16 protein-coding genes are annotated in these 16,346 nt (G+C 71.5%); 5 read left to right on the forward strand and 11 right to left on the reverse strand.

The window, feature by feature from the left end:
* The 3 genes from rsmD to ACIBHY_RS27525 all read right to left on the reverse strand — a co-directional run bounded on the left by rsmD (position 1) and on the right by ACIBHY_RS27525 (position 4,954).
* A complete protein-coding gene (rsmD, locus tag ACIBHY_RS27515) occupies positions 1–567 on the reverse strand; it encodes a 16S rRNA (guanine(966)-N(2))-methyltransferase RsmD (RefSeq protein WP_397244937.1) in 567 nt (188 codons plus the stop codon).
* A 573-nt stretch (positions 568–1,140) separates the two neighbouring features.
* On the reverse strand, positions 1,141–3,357 hold the full coding sequence (gene recG / locus ACIBHY_RS27520) for an ATP-dependent DNA helicase RecG (RefSeq protein ID WP_397245292.1): 2,217 nt from the start codon (positions 3,355–3,357) through the stop codon (positions 1,141–1,143).
* Positions 3,358–3,409: 52 nt separating this feature from the next.
* Entirely contained in the window at positions 3,410–4,954 is a 1,545-nt protein-coding gene (locus ACIBHY_RS27525) for a DAK2 domain-containing protein (RefSeq protein WP_397308097.1), read from the reverse strand.
* 198 nt (positions 4,955–5,152) lie between these two features.
* Here ACIBHY_RS27525 and rpmB point away from each other — a divergent pair, with 198 nt between their 5' ends.
* Positions 5,153–5,338, forward strand: a complete 186-nt coding sequence (rpmB, locus tag ACIBHY_RS27530; protein ID WP_049556934.1) for a 50S ribosomal protein L28 — start codon at positions 5,153–5,155, stop codon at positions 5,336–5,338.
* Positions 5,339–5,402: 64 nt separating this feature from the next.
* Here rpmB and thiD read toward each other — a convergent pair whose 3' ends face one another.
* The 3 genes from thiD to ACIBHY_RS27545 all read right to left on the reverse strand — a co-directional run bounded on the left by thiD (position 5,403) and on the right by ACIBHY_RS27545 (position 9,795).
* A complete protein-coding gene (gene thiD / locus ACIBHY_RS27535; RefSeq protein ID WP_397308098.1) occupies positions 5,403–6,227 on the reverse strand; it encodes a bifunctional hydroxymethylpyrimidine kinase/phosphomethylpyrimidine kinase in 825 nt (274 codons plus the stop codon).
* A gap of 8 nt (positions 6,228–6,235) precedes the next feature.
* Positions 6,236–7,129 (reverse strand): hypothetical protein, encoded by an 894-nt coding sequence (locus ACIBHY_RS27540; RefSeq protein WP_397244943.1) that lies wholly within the window; start codon positions 7,127–7,129, stop codon positions 6,236–6,238.
* Positions 7,130–8,580: 1,451 nt separating this feature from the next.
* Complete coding sequence (locus ACIBHY_RS27545; RefSeq protein ID WP_397308099.1) at positions 8,581–9,795, reverse strand: AIR synthase related protein; 1,215 nt, start codon at positions 9,793–9,795, stop codon at positions 8,581–8,583.
* A gap of 252 nt (positions 9,796–10,047) precedes the next feature.
* Between ACIBHY_RS27545 and ACIBHY_RS27550 the strand changes: the two genes are divergently transcribed.
* Positions 10,048–10,281, forward strand: a complete 234-nt coding sequence (locus ACIBHY_RS27550; protein ID WP_184960545.1) for an Lrp/AsnC family transcriptional regulator — start codon at positions 10,048–10,050, stop codon at positions 10,279–10,281.
* A 20-nt stretch (positions 10,282–10,301) separates the two neighbouring features.
* Entirely contained in the window at positions 10,302–10,736 is a 435-nt protein-coding gene (locus tag ACIBHY_RS27555; protein ID WP_397244947.1) for a DUF3515 domain-containing protein, read from the forward strand.
* On the opposite strand, the gene ACIBHY_RS27560 is transcribed toward ACIBHY_RS27555, so the two are convergent.
* The 3 genes from ACIBHY_RS27560 to ACIBHY_RS27570 are packed head-to-tail and all read right to left on the reverse strand — an operon-like array spanning position 10,719 to position 13,567.
* Complete coding sequence (locus tag ACIBHY_RS27560; RefSeq protein ID WP_397244949.1) at positions 10,719–11,813, reverse strand: D-alanine--D-alanine ligase family protein; 1,095 nt, start codon at positions 11,811–11,813, stop codon at positions 10,719–10,721. The genes ACIBHY_RS27555 and ACIBHY_RS27560 overlap by 18 nt on opposite strands.
* 28 nt (positions 11,814–11,841) lie before the next feature.
* Entirely contained in the window at positions 11,842–12,852 is a 1,011-nt protein-coding gene (locus tag ACIBHY_RS27565) for an NAD(P)H-dependent glycerol-3-phosphate dehydrogenase (protein ID WP_397244951.1), read from the reverse strand.
* A gap of 4 nt (positions 12,853–12,856) precedes the next feature.
* A complete protein-coding gene (locus ACIBHY_RS27570; protein WP_397244953.1) occupies positions 12,857–13,567 on the reverse strand; it encodes a lysophospholipid acyltransferase family protein in 711 nt (236 codons plus the stop codon).
* An 80-nt stretch (positions 13,568–13,647) separates the two neighbouring features.
* On the opposite strand from ACIBHY_RS27570, the gene cofC reads away from it, so the two are divergent.
* Entirely contained in the window at positions 13,648–14,289 is a 642-nt protein-coding gene (gene cofC, locus ACIBHY_RS27575) for a 2-phospho-L-lactate guanylyltransferase (protein WP_397244955.1), read from the forward strand.
* A 174-nt stretch (positions 14,290–14,463) separates the two neighbouring features.
* Here the strand turns inward: cofC and ACIBHY_RS27580 are convergent, their stop codons facing one another.
* Positions 14,464–15,687, reverse strand: coding sequence for an MFS transporter (locus tag ACIBHY_RS27580; RefSeq protein WP_397308100.1), 1,224 nt, complete (start codon positions 15,685–15,687; stop codon positions 14,464–14,466).
* Positions 15,688–15,742: 55 nt separating this feature from the next.
* Between ACIBHY_RS27580 and ACIBHY_RS27585 the strand changes: the two genes are divergently transcribed.
* Positions 15,743–15,943, forward strand: a complete 201-nt coding sequence (locus ACIBHY_RS27585) for a hypothetical protein (RefSeq protein WP_397244959.1) — start codon at positions 15,743–15,745, stop codon at positions 15,941–15,943.
* Positions 15,944–16,000: 57 nt separating this feature from the next.
* Here ACIBHY_RS27585 and ACIBHY_RS27590 read toward each other — a convergent pair whose 3' ends face one another.
* Positions 16,001–16,300: an HU family DNA-binding protein gene (locus ACIBHY_RS27590; protein ID WP_157250888.1), complete on the reverse strand. Its 300-nt coding sequence runs from the start codon at positions 16,298–16,300 to the stop codon at positions 16,001–16,003.
* Positions 16,301–16,346 lie beyond the last annotated feature (46 nt).

Raw genomic sequence — 16,346 nt, forward strand, 5'->3', positions numbered from 1 at the left:
TTACGGGTCCCTGGCGGCGCGACCGTACCAAACGGACGCTTCACCATATCGACGGACCCTCTCCTCAACGTAGCCTTCCGGCCATACCAGGGCATTTCCCCTGCTCTCGCGTTCAACCGCGATCAGGGCGTCCTCCGCGAGCCAGCCGTTGTCCCTGAGCCGGGCCAGAACCTCCAGAACATCGTCATCCGCCACCGCATAGGGCGGATCCGCGAACACCACGTCATAAGGCTCCTCCCCCGGCTTGGCCAGCACCCGCTCCACCCGGTCGTGCACCACCTGAGCGCCGTCCAGCCCGAGCGCCGCGACGTTCGCCCTGATCGTCCGGGCCGCCTTCGCGTCCGACTCCACCAGCAGCGCATGGACGGCCCCACGCGACAAAGCCTCCAGCCCGACCGCCCCGGAACCCGCGAACAGATCCATCACCCGCGCCCCGTCCAGCCAGTGAAGTGAACCGAGGGTAGAGAAGATCCCTTCCCTTGCCCTGTCGCTGGTAGGTCGCGTCCCGCGCCCCGGCGGAACCGCCAGCCGACGCCCACCCGCGCTCCCCGCGATGATCCGAGTCATGAGGGCCATTGTCCCCCATGTCACCGCAGGTCAAGAGTGGACAAGTGTCGGCCTCGACTGCGCAAGGGTCGTTCCCTTGGGGCGGGTGGGGCCGCATGATGATGACTGCGGCCTTCGAGGTGACCCAAATGGAGGCCGACCGGCGTGATCGTGAGCCCTTCCGCACGCCGGATCCCTCGGCACCTGACCCGAGGGTGGGCCCAGCCGGGGACGGCATTCGGGGGGAGGCCGTCCCCGCCGCTGGGCCTAGTTCGCTGTCAGGGGCTCTTTCTCTCTCGCTCATTCGTCGGGCTTTCACGCCCTTTCGCCGTTACGGCAAGCCGGGTTACCGCCACCCGCCGTCGTGGGTTTCACCGCCCCACACCCCACCGCGCGGCGCCACAAACCCTCGATGGCGTCCCGGCCGCGCGCCCGGAACCCGCCGCAGGCGCCTCCACGGCCTCCTCCGGCCGTGCCGGCGGCTCGGCTGCCCTTCTGGGCGTGACGCCGCCTGCCAGGCCTTCCTGACGCCACGTGCCTACCCTCCCGAACCGCCCCACAGCGCGCGGTGGCCGGGGTTGGAGGATGGAGTGGTCAGGTCTTTTCGAGGTAGGTGGCCTTTTCGTCGGCCAGGAGGCGGGCTATTTCGGCTCGTAGGCCCTCGTGGGAGGTCAGGGCGGGGTCCTTTTCCAGGAAGGCGGCCGCCTCGGCCCGGGCGGTTTCGATGACGTCCTCGTCGCGGAGCAACTGCAACATCTTCAGCGACGAGCGCTTGCCGGACTGAGCCGCGCCCAGCACATCGCCCTCGCGGCGTTGTTCCAGGTCGACGCGGGACAGTTCGAAGCCGTCCAGGGTCGAGGCGACCGCGTCCAGGCGGGCCCTGGCCGGAGTGCCCTCGGGGAACTCGGAGACCAGGAGACACAGGCCGGGCAGGCCGCCTCTGCCGACCCGGCCGCGGAGCTGGTGGAGCTGGGAGACGCCGAAGCGGTCGGCGTCCATGATGATCATGACGGAGGAGTTGGGCACGTCCACGCCCACCTCGATGACCGTCGTGGCCACCAGCACGTCGACCTCGCCCCGGGTGAAGGCGCGCATGACCGCGTCCTTCTCCTCCGGCGGCAGTTTGCCGTGCAGCACCTCCAGGCGCAGGCCGTGCAGCGGGCCCTCGGCCAGCATCTCGGCCACCTCCAGCACCGCCAGCGGCGGCCGCCGTTCCTCGTCGGACGACGTCACCGACTCCAGGTCGCCCTCGTCGCCCTCAAGGTCGCCGATGCGCGGGCAGACGATGTACGCCTGGCGGCCCAGGCCGACCTCCTCCCGCACGCGCTGCCACGTGCGTTCCAGGAAGTGGGGCTTCTCGGCCGCCGGAACCACGTGGGTGGTGATCGGGGCGCGGCCCGACGGGAGCTGCGACAGCGTGGAGACCTCCAGGTCGCCGAAGACGGTCATGGCGACCGTGCGCGGGATCGGGGTGGCGGTCATCACCAGGACGTGGGGCCGGCCGCCGCCGGCCTTCTCGCGCAGGGCGTCGCGCTGCTCGACGCCGAAGCGGTGCTGCTCGTCGACGACGACCAGGCCCAGGTCGGCGAACTGCACGTGCTCCTGGAGCAGGGCGTGCGTGCCGACGACGATGCCGGCCGTACCGGAAGCCGCGTCGAGGAGGGCCGCGCGGCGGGCCGCCGCGCCCATGGAGCCGGTGAGCAGGGTCACCGCGGTGCCGCCGAACATGCCGCCGGTGGCGAGGTCGCCGAGCATCGCGGTGATGGAGCGGTGGTGTTGCTGGGCCAGTACTTCGGTGGGGGCGAGCAGGACGGCCTGGCCGCCCGCGTCGACGACCTGGAGCATCGCGCGCAGCGCCACCACGGTCTTGCCCGCGCCGACCTCACCCTGGAGCAGGCGGTGCATCGGGTGGGGCAGGGCGAGGTCGGCGGCGACCTCCTCGCCCACCGCGGCCTGGCCCTCGGTCAGGGAGAACGGCAGGCGGGCGTCGAAGTCGTCGAGCATGCCCCCGGAGCTGCGCGGACGCGGCTTGGCCGGCCACGCGGTCGCGGCCTGCCTGCGCTGCAGCAGCACGGCCTGGAGCACGAACGCCTCGTCGAACTTCAGCCGGTCGCGCGCCCGGTGCACCTCGCCGAAGTCCTTCGGCCGGTGGATGGCCACCAGCGCGTCGCCGAGGTCGGCCAGACCGTGGCGGGCGCGCAGGTCGGCGGGCAGCGGGTCGTCGAGCGGGCCGAGCGTGTCGAGCACGATGCCGATCGCGCGCCTGATCGCCCAGGGGGTGAGGTCCTTGCCCGCCGGGTAGATCGGCACCGGCGCGGTGGAGAACTCCTCCGCGCTGGTCTCGCTCTCGTCGAACAGCTCGAACTCGGGGTGCGTCAGCTGCCAGCGCGGGGTGGCGCGGGAGCCGAACGCCCCGACCCTTCCGGCGAACATGCCGCGTCTGCCCGGCTTCAGGCGGGACTCGGCCACGTGGGAGCCCTTGCCGAAGAACGACAGGTAGATCTTCTTGCCGGTGCCGTCGACGACCTCGACCTCCAGCCAGGTGCCGCCGCGGTTGCGCATGGGCTTGCGCATGGCGCGGGTGACCTCGCCGACCACGGTGACGTGCTCGTCGACCTCCAGCATGTCGAGCGAGGTGAGCTCGCCGCGCTCGGCGTAGCGGCGCGGATAGTGGCGCAGCAGGTCGCCCACGGTCTCCAGGCCGAGCACGCTGTGCAGGAGCTTGGCGGTCTTCGGGTCGAGCGCCTTGGCCAGCGGCTCGTCGAATCGGCTTCTCCTGCCTCCTTCGTCGGAGGAGGCGGACGAAGCCATGGCGCTGTGTTCGCTCACGGTCCTATGTTCTACCGCGTGTGACCGACAGGAATCATTCCACGCCGATGAGCAGCGGGTAGCCGCCCTGACCACCGGGGTAGACGACCAGGTCGGCGTCGGGGCGGGAGATGGACAGGTGCCGCTCCACGTGCGGCGCCAGCCGTACCGGAGCGTCCTTGCCCGTGACGAGGGTCACGAGCTCGCCGCCGCCCGCCAGCATCCGGTCCACGACGAGCGTGGCGACCTCGTCGAGCGCGGCGCCGATGTGCACGACGTCGCCGTCGATCAGGCCGAGCACGTCGCCGGGACGGCACAGCCCCGCGCTGGTGACGGCCTCGCGGTCGGCGACGGTGATGTGGCCGTGGCGGGTGTGTCCCGCGGCGTCGGTCATCGCGACCACGTCGTCGTCGAAGCGGCGCAACGGGTCGTGGACGGCCAGCGCCGCCAGCCCCTGCACGGTGGCCTTGGTGGGCAGCACGCTGACCGTGACGCCGTCCTCGCGGGCGATCTCCGCCGCGGCGGCGGCCACGTCGCCCACGCTCTCGTCGTTCGGCAGCACCGTGACCTCGCCGCCCGCCTCGCGGATCGCGGCCAGCATCTCGGGCAGGGAGGGGCTGGTGCCGGGCTCGCGGCGTACCACGACGGCCCCGCACTCCTCGAACAGCGCCGCGATCCCGTCACCCGCCGCGACCGCCACCACGCCTCTGCCTGCGCCGCCTCTGTGCGTACGCTCGGCGAGGTAAGTCACCCTGATCCGGTGCGGTCGTCCCGCCTTCAGCGCCGCCTCGATCGCCGGACCGGCCTCCTCGACGTGCACGTGGACGTTCCACAGCCCGTCGCCGCCGACCACGACCAGCGAGTCGCCCATCACGTCGAGCTCGGCGCGCAGCCCGGCCACCGCCTCGTCCTCGGCGTCGAGCAGGTACATCACCTCGTAGCCCGCGCCCACCTCGGCCATCGGCGTCACGCGCCCGGTCGGGGCGGGCACCTCGAAGCGCCGCGTGTGGGTGCCGGTGATCACCGCCTCCAGCGACTCCAGGATGATCGCCAGCCCGGCCCCGCCCGCGTCCACCACGCCGCTGCGCGCCAGCACGTCGAGCTGCTCGGGGGTGCGTCTAAGCGCCGCCCGCGCCTGCCCCGCCGCCCGCCTGGCGACCTCTTCGAGGTCACCGTCCAGATCGTGTACGGCTACCGCCACGGCCGACAGCACGCTGAGCACGGTCCCCTCGACGGGCCTGGCCACCGCCTGCCTGGCCAGCTCGGCCGCCCTGACCAGCGCCGTCCGCAGGTCGGAGCCGCCCTTCAGCACCTCGGCCAGCCCGCGCAGCGCCTGGCTGACGATGACGCCCGAGTTGCCGCGGGCGCCGACCATCGCGCCATAGGAGAGGGTCTGCCAGACCACGGCCCCGTCCACGTCGTCGGGCAGCGACTCGACCGCCTCGGCCGCCGACAGCATGGTCAGGTACAGGTTGGTGCCCGTGTCACCGTCCGCGACGGGGAAGACGTTGAGCGCGTCGATCTCCGCTCTGGCCCGGCCCAGCGAGTCCGCCGCCAGCCGTGACCAACGCCGCACCGCGGGCGGCTCCAAGACCTGCATGTGGGCGATCCGACCTCCCTGAATGCGCTACCGTTAATGGAGGAGAATATCCCCGTTCGCCGGGGCGTCCAGTGCTGAGTTCGCGCCCACTGGTGCGGATCAGATATTCTCGTCTGGCTAGCCGGTTGTCCCGGCATGCCCTCCGCCCGGAATGCATCAGCGGACAGGGCTACATCGACTGTTTTAAGGAGCGATACCGTGGCTTCCGTCTGCGATGTCTGCCGCAAGGGGCCGACCTTCGGCAACAACGTGTCCCACTCGCACCGCCGCACCCGTCGTCGTTGGAACCCCAACATCCAGACGGTTCGCGCGGTCATCGGCGGCACGCCGAAGAAGCTGAACGTGTGCACCTCGTGCATCAAGGCGGGCAAGGTCACCCGCTAACACAACTTTTCTCGCAGAAGCCCGGCGCACCCCTAGAGTGCCGGGCTTCTGCGATGTCCGGCCGTCAGCGCGCCGGAGCGGACCGCGCGCGCCACTCCCATGCGTGGTCGACCGGGCCGATGCCGCCGCCCAGCGGGAAGCCGCGGGCGATGGCGCCGGTCACGTACTCCTTCGCCCTGGCCACCGCGACCGGCATCTCCTCGCCCTGGGCCAGGTGGGAGGCGATGGCGGAGGCCAGCGTGCAGCCGGTGCCGTGGGTGTGGCGGTTGTCGTGGCGTTCGGCGCGGAAACGGTATTCGGCGGTGCCGTCGGTCAGGAGGTCAACGGGATCGCCCGGCAGGTGGCCGCCCTTGATGAGCGCCCAGGTGGGGCCCAGCTCCAGGATCGCGTCGGCGGCGCGGCGCAGGCCGTCCTCGTCCTCGACCTTCACCGACGTGAGCTGCTCGACCTCCCAGAGGTTGGGCGTGACCACGGTGGCCACCGGCAGCAGCCGCGTCTTGAGCGACTCCACCGCCTCGGGCACGAGCAGCGTGTCGCCGTGCTTGGAAACCCCCACCGGATCCACCACCGTGGGCGCGTCGTAGGCGCCGAGCACCTCGGCGACCAGCTCGACCAGCGCGGGCGAGGCCAGCATGCCGGTCTTGACGGCCTGCGCGCCGATGTCGCCCAGCACGGAGTCGAGCTGCGCGCGCACGGCCTCCGGCGGCAGCTCCCAGTAACCCTGGACGCCCAGGGAGTTCTGCGCCGTGACCGCGGCGATGACGCTCATGCCGTGCACGCCGTGGGCGAGCATGGTCTTCAGATCGGCCTGGATGCCCGCACCGCCGCCGGAGTCGGATCCGGCGACGGTCAGGACGCGTGGAGGGGTCACAACCGTCATGTCCCCCATCCAATCATTCAGCTGAGCGAGCACTCCCCGCCGACCAGCCCGCAACTCTCCGGCGCCTTGCCCCTGCCGATCGCGGTGAACGTCACGCTCGCCGTCGCGCCGGTCGCCAGCGACTGGGAGACGTCGATGATCAGCAGCTGGCCGTCCTGGGTCCAGCCGGCGCCGTCCACGTCCGTGACCCGGCCGGAGACCGGCAACGACACGGTGAGGCCGCCCATCGTCTCGGTGGAGGCGTTGACCACGTCGACGCTCGCCCTGTAGGTGGTGAGGCCCTGCTTCGTGACGTCGAACCGCATGTTCACCGAACTGCCGCCCGGCGCCTGCCTGAGGCCCGAGGACTGCGTGTTCTGCGGGTTCGGCACCCCGGCGTCCGTCGGGAAGGTGCCCGAGCTCGGCTCCGCCGTACTCGTCGGCTCCGAGGTCGGCTCCTCGGTCGCCGTCGACTGCGGCGTCGGCTCGGCGTCCTCGGTGGGCTGCGTGGTCTTCTTCTGCTTCGTCTTGGTCGGGGTGGGCTTGGGAGTCGGGGTACGGCGGGGCGCACGCGCGCTGAACGTCGGCGACGGCCGCTTCGACTCCGAAGGCGTCGCCTCCTCGGGCTCTTCCGTCAGCTGCTCCTCATCCGGTTCCCCCTCGCCGGGACCCGGATCGCTGACCGACGGAACGGGCTGGCCGTCGTTCCCCGACTGCTGAACGGCCGCGCAACTCCCCTGCTTGCATTCGCCGGAGGCGCCCATCATCTTGACGCCGGCCACCGTACCGCCGAGCACCACGGCCACGGCCGCCACCGACAACAGCGCCACCCGCGCCCTGCCACCGGACGGCGGCCCGCCGGGCAGGTCGTCGCCACGGGGCGGCGGCTTGCGGCGGCCGCGCTTGCTCTTGCCCTGGGGCTCTTCGGGCATGTCACCCTCGGACGACCAGCCGGAACCCATGAAACCGTCATTGCTCTCGGCCCAGGCGGGCATCGGCGATACGACGGTCGGGGAACCGGCCACCTTGATGTCGCCGGGTTCGGGCGGCAGGCCGCCGGTGTCCCAGGGTTGGGCGGCGGTGTGCTGCGCTGCGGTGTCGTCCTGAGCCGCGAACGGATCCGGCGGTTGTGCCGCGAACGGGTCCGAGGCGGGACGGCCTTGACCCGGGAAGGGAGCGGAGGCGTCCTGCCCCGCGAAGTGCGGTTGCCCCCCGACCGGAGGCTGGCCCGCGTGCGGAGGCTGACCTGCGTGCGGAGGCTGACCTGCGTGCGGAGGCTGACCTGCGTGCGGAGGCTGACCCGCGGACGGAGGCTGGCCCGCGTGCGGGGGCTGGGCCGCGAAAGGATCCGACGGGAAGGCCGCCGTGTTCCCATCGCTCCCAGGCTGCTCCCCGAAGCGCTGAGTCTCGTCGTGCGGCCGCTCAAAGCCCCCGCCACCGACCGACCGATTGAAAGGTCCAGAGGCGGAAGGCTGAGGCGGCGGAGCGAAGGCCCCCGTGGTCTCGAACGGCTCAGGGGTACGCCCGGCGGGCCCTTGCCCGGGAGCCGCGCCCTGGAAGCCGTCGAAGGCGTCGGGACGGGTAAAGGCCCCGGTGGTCTCAAAGGGATCCGTCCCAGAGGCCCCGATCACGGGACCACCCCCGGAACGCCCCGCCATCGGCTCCGCACCAGGACGACCCGCCATCGGCTCTGTACTGGGACGGCCCGCCATCGGGTCGCCGGCTGGACGGCCTGGCATGGGCTCTGGGCCGGGACGTCCAGCCGTGGAGTCACCGGCGGGATAGCCGGGTGTCGAGCCCATGCCGGGATGACCTGATGCGGCACCCATGCCCGCGCCTCCGGGGATGGGACCCGTGTGAGCGGGTCCGTCCATCGGGCCTGGGCCGGGACGGCCCGCCATCGGGTCCATGCCTGGGCGACCCGCCGTGGGGTCTGCGCCAGGGCGGCCCATGGTGGGGTGGCCGGGCTCTGGGGTCTGGCTGGGGTGGCCCGGGGCGGGGTCGCCTGTGGGGTGGCCGGGGCGGGTGCCCGGCTGTGGGGACCATTGGCCCGTGACCTCTAGTTGGTCCGGGGGCGCGGGCCAGCCCGGCTCCTGGTCGTTGATGGCGAAGAAGGAGCTGGTGGCCGAAGGATCCGGGGCTGCTGACCAGGCGGCGGCTGGATCGGTGGTGGACCTGAGGTCCTCCTCCTGTGAGTCGTCCGGCCTGCTCATCCCCCAATCACTGCCGTCATCGGATCCACCTGTGCCGTGGCGGCCCATGGCTGCCCTTTCTGCCGGTTACAGTGGCCGCCAATCTTCATAACACCTTTACTACGCCTTTGTCACAGCTTTCACGGGAGTCACTACTCATTCCCTGAAAATTTTACGTAAAACGGGACAAGTCATCCCTGGAAGTGGTCCCAACCCCGTGGTCCATCGTCACGCCCCGTAACCGTGACGCCTTCGCCGGCCTCGATCCGGCCCACGATTCGCCACTCGGGCGGCAGCCGTACCTCTGAGGGGAACACCGCCACCAGCGCGTGATCCTCACCCCCGGCCAGCACCCAGTCGAGCGGGTCGGCCCCGAGCTCCTTGGCGGCGGCAAGCACCGGCTCGTCCACCGCGAACGCGGCCGGATCCAGCACGATCCGCACGCCGCTCGCCTTCGCGATGTGCCCCAGGTCCTGGAGGAGGCCGTCGCTGACGTCCATCATCGCGCTCGCCCCGAGCCGCGCCGCCTCAGGCCCGCTCCGGTACGGCGGGCGGGGCCGCCGATGCCCCTCCACTGCCTCAAGCAACAGCCCTTCCACCCCCACAGCTCCAGTCCCCGCCTCAGGCACGGCCTCCCCGGCCACAACCGCATGGGAAGCGATGCCACGCGGCCCGGAGCCGGCAGACCAAGCACCGGAGCGCCCTGCACCCCCAACACCGGGGACGGAGGAGCCAGGGCCCATGGACGCGGAGGTCAGGGGCGTGGGACCAGAAGGCGGGCCCATGGGGGCAGGCGGGGAGCGGTCCGGGTCCGGGGTAGGGCGGAGCGGGTCGGTGGGGTCCGGGGCGGGGGGTGATGTGTTGGCAGATCCGGAGGTGGCAGGGGGTGGGGTCGTGGGGGCGGGGGTGGGTGAGGGTGGGAGGTGGCCGGATTCCAGGAGGGCCAGGCCGGCGGCGGCGTGGCCCAGGCGGCCGGATATGGCGACCAGCTGGCCGGGCTTCGCGCCGGAGCGGGTTACCGGGGCTTGGCCGGACAAGGTGCCGAGGGCGGTTACGCCTATGACCACTGTGTCGGAGCGGGCCAGGTCGCCGCCGACCACCGAGGCGCCGACCAGGGCGCACTCGTCCCGGAAGCCCAGCGTGAGTTCGTCCACCCAGGACAGGGGGAGGTCGGCGGGCATGCCCAGGGCGACGACCATGGAGGTGGGGGTGGCGCCCATGGCGGCTATGTCGGCGAGGTTCTGGGCGGCGGCCTTGCGGCCGACGTCGTAGCCGGAGGACCAGTCACGGCGGAAATGGCGGCCCTCCACCAGGAGGTCCGTCGAGACGACGACCCGGCCGTCGGGCGCGGTGACGACGGCCGCGTCGTCTCCGGGGCCGAGCAGTACGCCGGGCCCCTGGGGCAACTGTCCGGAGATTCGGGATATAACCCTAAACTCACCGAAATTTCCGACTCTAATGGTGCACCTCCTGTGCAAACACGGTATGTGGAGGCCTGCTTCACCTGCCCGCCAGGGTGCCTACGTATGCTGAAACACACACAGGACACGCCGGGTCACGCAGGTGCGAACCCGGGCGACCGGCCACACTCCCGCACACCGGCCGGGAAAGGGTACGGTGGCCCTTCGGCGCTGATCCAATTCGCCCTGGAGGACGTCATGGTGCAGGCCTACATCCTTATTCAGACCGAAGTGGGCAAGGCCGCGACCGTGGCCCGCGAGATCGCCGGCATCCCCGGCGTCACGCAGGCCGAGGACGTGACCGGCCCCTACGACGTGATCGTGCGCGCGGAGGCCCGCAACGTCGATGAGCTCGGCAAACTGGTCGTGGCCCAGATTCAGGCGGTGGAGGGAATCACCCGTACTCTTACGTGCCCGATCGTGCACATCTAGAGCCAGAGAGACCTTCCCTCATGCGCGCCGCCGCCGTCCTCCTCGTCCTGCTGGCTGCCGCCGGATGCGGCGGCGCCGTACAGGTGGAACCGCCCGCGCCACAGGGTGCGGCGGCCACGGCGTGCGCCGAGCTCGGCCCGCTGCTGCCCCAGACGCTGGGGGGCGCGGAGCGCACCACCTCCAGCCCCGAGTCGCCCTACGTCGCCGTCTGGGGCGAGGGCGAGATCGCGGTGCGCTGCGGCGTCGGACGGCCGGCCAGGATGGCGCCGACCGACCAGCTGCAGGAGATCGACGGGGTCGGCTGGTTCGCCGACCCGGACCGGAGCACGTTGTTCACCGCGATCACCGACGTGGCCTATGTCGAGACCACGATCGCGGCCGGGCACGTCGCTCCGGAGATCCTCGCGCGGCTGTCCGGGGCGATCGGCCAGGTCACCTCAGCGAAGACCGGGTGAACGGCGCAGCGCCAGCCGCACCAGCCGGTCCACCAGCGCCGGGTAGTCGAGCCCGGAGGCGGCCCAGAGCTGCGGCGCCACCGACAGCGAGGTGAAGCCGGGCATCGTGTTGATCTCGTTGAAGATCAGCTTGCCCTCGGCCGTGTAGAAGAAGTCGACCCGCGCCAGGCCCTCGCACTCCAGCGTCTCGAAGGCGCGCACCGCCATGGCGCGCAGTTCCTCGGCCACCTCGGCGGGGATGTCGGCGGGCACGGTCAGCGACATCTGGTCGGGGTAGTACTTGGCCTCGAAGTCGAAGAACGCCTGCCCGCCCTCGACCTGTACCTCGCCGGGCCGCGAGGCGGCGGGGGGATCGTCGTCCAGCGACTCCAGCACCGCGCACTCGATCTCGCGGCCGACGATCGCGGCCTCGATGAGCACCTTGGGGTCGTGCGCGCGGGCGGCCTCGACGGCCGCCTCCAGCGAGGCGTGGTCGTGCGCCTTGGAGATGCCCTGGGAGGAACCGGCGCGGGCCGGCTTGACGAACACCGGCCAGCCGAGCTCCTCGGCCTCCTTGAGCACCCGGTCGCGGTCGAGGCGCCAGTCGCGGTCGCGTACGACCACGTAGCGGCCGACGGGCAGCCCGGCGGCGGCCATGACCGTCTTCATGTACGCCTTGTCCATGCCGACCGCGCTGGCCAGCACACCGGAGCCGACATAGCGGACCCCGGCCATCTCCAGCAGTCCCTGGATGGTGCCGTCCTCGGCGAACGGGCCGTGCATCACCGGGAAGACCACGTCGACGGAGCCCAGTTCCACGGGGATGCTGCCGGGGTCGTAGGCCACCAGCGAACCTCCGTCGGCGGGCAGCGCGAGCGCGGCCCCCGAGGTGTCGACCACGGGCAGCTCACCCGCCTCGATGGCGAAGCGCTGGCTGCCTGTGGCGAGCACCCACCTGCCGTCCTGGGCGATCCCGATCGGGATCACTTCGTACTTGGTCCTGTCGATCGCGTCCAGAACACTGCCGGCCCCCATGAGGGAGACGGCGTGCTCGGAATTGCGACCTCCGAATACGACGGCGACGCGTGGCTTGCTCATGGTGTCCGAATCTACCGGAGACAGCCGCTCAGACGCCGTAACGCTCGGGTTTGGGCGAGCGCGACATCAGCAACATCCCCGCCTCCCCGGGCGACATGCCGTCGTGCACGACACCCACGACGACCTCGGTGATCGGCATTTCGACGTCGTGCTTGCGCGCCAGTTCCAGCACCGACTCGCAGGACTTGACTCCTTCCGCGGTCTGGCGCGTCGCGGCGATCACCTCTTCGAGGGTCATGCCGCGGCCCAGGTTCTCGCCGAACGTGCGGTTGCGCGACAGCGGCGAGGTGCAGGTGGCCACCAGGTCGCCCATGCCGGCCAGGCCGGAGAAGGTGTGGGGGTCGGCGCCGAGCGCCGCGCCGAGCCGGGAGATCTCGGCCAGCCCACGGGTGATCATCATGGCGGCCACGTTGTCGCCCATGCCCATGCCCACGGCGACGCCGACGGCCAGCGCGATCACGTTCTTGACCGCGCCGCCCAGCTCCACGCCGACGACGTCGAGATTGGTGTACGGGCGAAACCACGGCGGCAGGTGGCAGGCGTCCTGCAGCCGCTTGGCCACGGCCTCGTCGGTGCAGGCCACGACGGTCGCGGCGGGCTGGCGCTGGGCGATCTCCTTGGCCAGGTTGGGCCCGGAGACGACCGCCACGCGCTCCTCCGGCACGCCGGCGACCTCGCGGATCACCTCGCTCATCCGCTTGGTGGTGCCGAGCTCGATGCCCTTCATCAGGCTGACCAGCACCGCGCCGTCGGGGATGTGCTCGCGCCAGGTGTCCAGGTTCCCGCGCAGTGTCTGCGACGGTACGGCCAGCACCACGAAGTCGGCCCCGTCCAGCGCCTCGGCCGCCGAGTCCGTGGCACGCAGCGAACCGGGCAGGGCGATGCCGGGCAGATAGTCGGGGTTCTCCCCCGTCGAGTTGATCGCCGAGACGAGTTCGGGCCTGCGCCCCCAGAGCACCGTCTCGTTGCCCGCCTCGGCCAGGATCATGGCGAACGTGGTCCCCCACGATCCGGTGCCGAACACAGCGGTCTTGGTCATGCGTTCACCGCCCGGCGGGATCGAAGGGAGTTTCCGGAGCCTTCTCGCCGCGCAGCTCGGCGAGCTGAACGGTGATCGCCGCCATGATGTCGGCGGTGGCCTCGCGCAGCACGTCGGCGTGTGCCGGCCGGCCCGCGTACTTGGACAGGTCGACCGGCGGCCCCACCGAGACCCGGAAGGTCTTGCGCGGGAACAGCCGGGGCCGCTTCTCCCCATAGGGCAGCAGTTCCTGGGCTCCCCAGTGCGCCACCGGGACGACCTTGGCGCCGCTCTCCAGGGCCAGGCGCGCGGCGCCGGTCTTGCCCGCCATCGGCCACAGGCCGGGGTCGCGCGTGACGGTGCCCTCCGGGTAGAAGAGCACGGCCGCGCCGTCGCGCAGCCGTTCCGCCGAGTAGCTGAGCGACTTGGCCGCGTCGCTGCTGCCCCGCTGGACCGGGATGGCCAGGAGCCCGCGCACGGCCGCCCCGAGTCCCGGCACCTTGAACAGCCCGGCCTTGGCCAGGATGACCGGCCAGCGGCCGTTGTTGTAGAGGAAGTGGGCGAGCAGCACCGGGTCGGCCCACGACAGGTGGTTGGTGGCGATGATCATGCCGCCGGTCCGCGGGACGCGCTCGCCGTGCCGCCAGTCCTTCTTGACCAGGAGCCACGACAGCGGCTTCACGATCACCACCGCGAGGGTTTCCCAGAAGCGCGATGGTCGCACGGGGCGGCTCATGGTCTCCTCCAACAGGTACGGAATGCGTCTCAAGTCTCCCGGTTGGCCGCACGGGATGTCGAGGCACGAGACTTAAGCCTATGAGCATCCGCTGGTCACTGGTCATCCCGGTGAAGACGCTGGTCGCGGCGAAGACCCGGCTGGCCGCCGCCACGGGTCCCCACCGCACCCGGCTCGCCGTCGCGGTCGCCTGCGACACCGTCTCGGCGGCGCTCTCCTGCCCGCTCGTGGCGCGGGTAGTCGTGGTGACGGCCGATCCCGCCGCCGCCGGTCCGCTCGGCGCCCTCGGCGCCGAGGTGGTGCACGATCCCGACCGCGGCCTCAACACCGCCCTGCGCACGGGGGCCGCCCATGCCGTACGGCTGGCGCCGCACGAGCCCGTGGGCGCCCTCCAGGCCGACCTGCCCACGCTGCGGCCGCCGGAGCTGGCCGCGGTGCTGACGGCGGCGGCCGACCACGACCAGGCGTTCGTGCCCGACGCCCTCGACGTCGGCACCACCTTCTACGGCGTACGGCCCGGCGTCCCGTTCACCCCGCGCTTCGGCGGCGAGTCGCGGGCCAAGCACCTGGCCGGTGGCGCCAAGGAGCTGGAGCTCACGGGCATCGACTCGGTCCGCCGCGACGTGGACACCCCTGACGACCTGCGCGCGGCCATCGAACTCGGCCTGGGCCGCCACACGGCCGCCGTGGTGCGTCTGATGAAGGTGCCACCCCCTTTCTGAGGTTACGGCGAGCCGCCCCACCGCAACCCGCCGTCGTGCGCGGGCGCCGATCGTGGGTGTCGCTTCTCACGTCGGACGTGGTCCCCACCGCAACGGCCCCTCTTGACCGGCCAAGTGCTCCAATCCCCCGAAGCCGGCCGGCTTCGAGCGCGTAACCCCGGCGAGAGGCGAGGGTCAGGGAGCCGGGGTCAGGTCGAGGTGGCGGATCGCGCGGGACAGGACCACGGGCAGGTGTGCGGCGGCGACCAGCAGCACGCCGGTCACGAACACCGCTCGCCCGCCGGCCCACTCCCCCAGCGCCCCGCCGAGCAGCCCGCCGATCGGCACCGCGCTCCACATGAGGAAGCGCATGCTGGCGTTGACCCGCCCGAGCAGGTGCTCGGGCGTGGTGCGCTGGCGGTAGCTGACCTGGGTGATGTTGAAGACCACGCCGATCGCCCCGGCCAGCAGGGTGAACACCGGGAACAACGCCAGCCGCCACCCGCCCTCCACCAGCGTCAGGGGCAGGTTGAGCACCATGACCATGGCCGCCGTCCCGGCCAGGGTGCGTCCGGCACCGAAGCGCGCGGTGACGCGGGTGGAGAAGGCCGCCCCCGCCAGCCCGCCGACGGCGCCCACGGACAGCATCAGGCCGTAGAGCCCGGCGCCGACGCCCAGCTCCTTGATCAGGTAGAGCGGCTGGCCGACGAACCAGACGCCGTTGCCGAGCTGTGCCAGCGCGCCGAGCAGGGCGATGACGCGCAGGACCGGCTCGGCGACCACGTACCTGACGCCTTCGGCGACCTCCTGCCGCAACCGCCGCCCCGCCTGCTTGGGCGCGGGCGTCTCCCGGACGCGTACGCGCGACAGCAGTACCCCCGAGGCGAGATAGCTGACGGCGTCGGCCAGCAGCGCGAACGGCGCGGTCAGCCACTGCACGAGCAGGCCGCCGAGGCCGGGTCCAGCCAGCATGGAGATCCTGCTGGTGGCCTCCAGGACGCTGTTGCCGCGTTCGAGCCCGTCCTTGCCGACAACGGCGGGCAGGAAGCTCATGTGCGCGACGTCGAAGAAGACCGTGCAGAAGCCGATGACCAGCGCGACCAGATAGAGCTGCGCCAGCGAGAACACCCCGAGCCACGCGGCGACCGGAACGCTCAGCAGCGCGAAGCCGCGGATCAGGTCGGTCCACACCAGGATGGGACGGCGGCGCAGCCGGTCCACCCAGACCCCGGCGGGCAGCCCGACCAGCAGGAAGGCGATCATCTCCGCGGCGGTGAGCAGCCCGAGCTGGAACGGCCCGGCGTCCAGGGTGAGCACGGCGGCCAGCGGGAGGGCGACGAAGGTGACCTGCGTGCCGGCCTGTGTCACGGCGTTCGCGACCGCGAATCGCGAGAAGTCGGCATTCCCCCGAAGGCGCATGGGTCTCGATCTTCCGGGGCTCGCCCGCGCGGGTCAAACGATTTACGCTGGTCGCGTGCAGGCGACAGTGCGTACCTACGACCCGGCCACCCGTTCGGGAACGGTCTTTCTCGACGACGGCACGGTCCTCGGCTTCCCGACCCGCGCCTTCGACGCTGGACCGCTCCTGCTGCTGCGCTCCGGCCAGCGCGTGAACCTGGCCGTGGCCGACGGCGAGGTCACGTTCATCACGCTCTCGACTTTCCCGATGCCCTGAAACGCGAGGGCCCGGACCCCGCTCAGAAGCGGGACCCGGGCCATCACGCAGAAGTGACTACTTCTTCTTCGACGCCTTCTTGCCGCCGGCGTTCACCAGCTCCTTGAAGTCGGAGCCGGGACGGAACTTAGGCGCCCAGCTCTCGGCCACCTTGATCTCCGCACCGGTCGACGGGTTCCTGGCCGTGCGCGCAGGCTTGTGAACCATCTCGAACGCGCCGAAGCCCGTGATCGAGACCTTGTCTCCGCTCGCCACAGCCTTCTGGACGGCGTCGATAATCGCGTTCACGGCCTCGGTGGCCGTCTTCTTGTCGCCCACCCGGTCAGCGATGGCGTCGACGAGTTCCCGCTTGTTCATCTATCCCCCTGTTACGGCTCGGGGTTCCAGCACACTCGCCTCACGT

This window comes from Nonomuraea sp. NPDC050547, from assembly GCF_044457345.1.
In the GTDB taxonomy this organism is placed as follows: domain Bacteria; phylum Actinomycetota; class Actinomycetes; order Streptosporangiales; family Streptosporangiaceae; genus Nonomuraea.

Bases quoted from the DNA above. Each gene is read 5' to 3' on its own strand.
- ACIBHY_RS27580 (WP_397308100.1), bottom strand. From the start codon at position 15,687: ATGCGCCTTCGGGGGAATGCCGACTTCTCGCGATTCGCGGTCGCGAAC.
- cofC (WP_397244955.1), top strand. From the start codon at position 13,648: ATGAGCATCCGCTGGTCACTGGTCATCCCGGTGAAGACGCTGGTCGCG.
- ACIBHY_RS27565 (WP_397244951.1), bottom strand. From the start codon at position 12,852: ATGACCAAGACCGCTGTGTTCGGCACCGGATCGTGGGGGACCACGTTC.
- recG (WP_397245292.1), bottom strand. From the start codon at position 3,357: ATGGCTTCGTCCGCCTCCTCCGACGAAGGAGGCAGGAGAAGCCGATTC.
- ACIBHY_RS27560 (WP_397244949.1), bottom strand. From the start codon at position 11,813: ATGAGCAAGCCACGCGTCGCCGTCGTATTCGGAGGTCGCAATTCCGAG.
- ACIBHY_RS27555 (WP_397244947.1), top strand. From the start codon at position 10,302: ATGCGCGCCGCCGCCGTCCTCCTCGTCCTGCTGGCTGCCGCCGGATGC.
- ACIBHY_RS27590 (WP_157250888.1), bottom strand. From the start codon at position 16,300: ATGAACAAGCGGGAACTCGTCGACGCCATCGCTGACCGGGTGGGCGAC.
- ACIBHY_RS27570 (WP_397244953.1), bottom strand. From the start codon at position 13,567: ATGAGCCGCCCCGTGCGACCATCGCGCTTCTGGGAAACCCTCGCGGTG.
- ACIBHY_RS27550 (WP_184960545.1), top strand. From the start codon at position 10,048: ATGGTGCAGGCCTACATCCTTATTCAGACCGAAGTGGGCAAGGCCGCG.
- ACIBHY_RS27540 (WP_397244943.1), bottom strand. From the start codon at position 7,129: ATGCCCGAAGAGCCCCAGGGCAAGAGCAAGCGCGGCCGCCGCAAGCCG.
- ACIBHY_RS27525 (WP_397308097.1), bottom strand. From the start codon at position 4,954: ATGCAGGTCTTGGAGCCGCCCGCGGTGCGGCGTTGGTCACGGCTGGCG.
- rsmD (WP_397244937.1), bottom strand. From the start codon at position 567: ATGACTCGGATCATCGCGGGGAGCGCGGGTGGGCGTCGGCTGGCGGTT.
- thiD (WP_397308098.1), bottom strand. From the start codon at position 6,227: ATGGGGGACATGACGGTTGTGACCCCTCCACGCGTCCTGACCGTCGCC.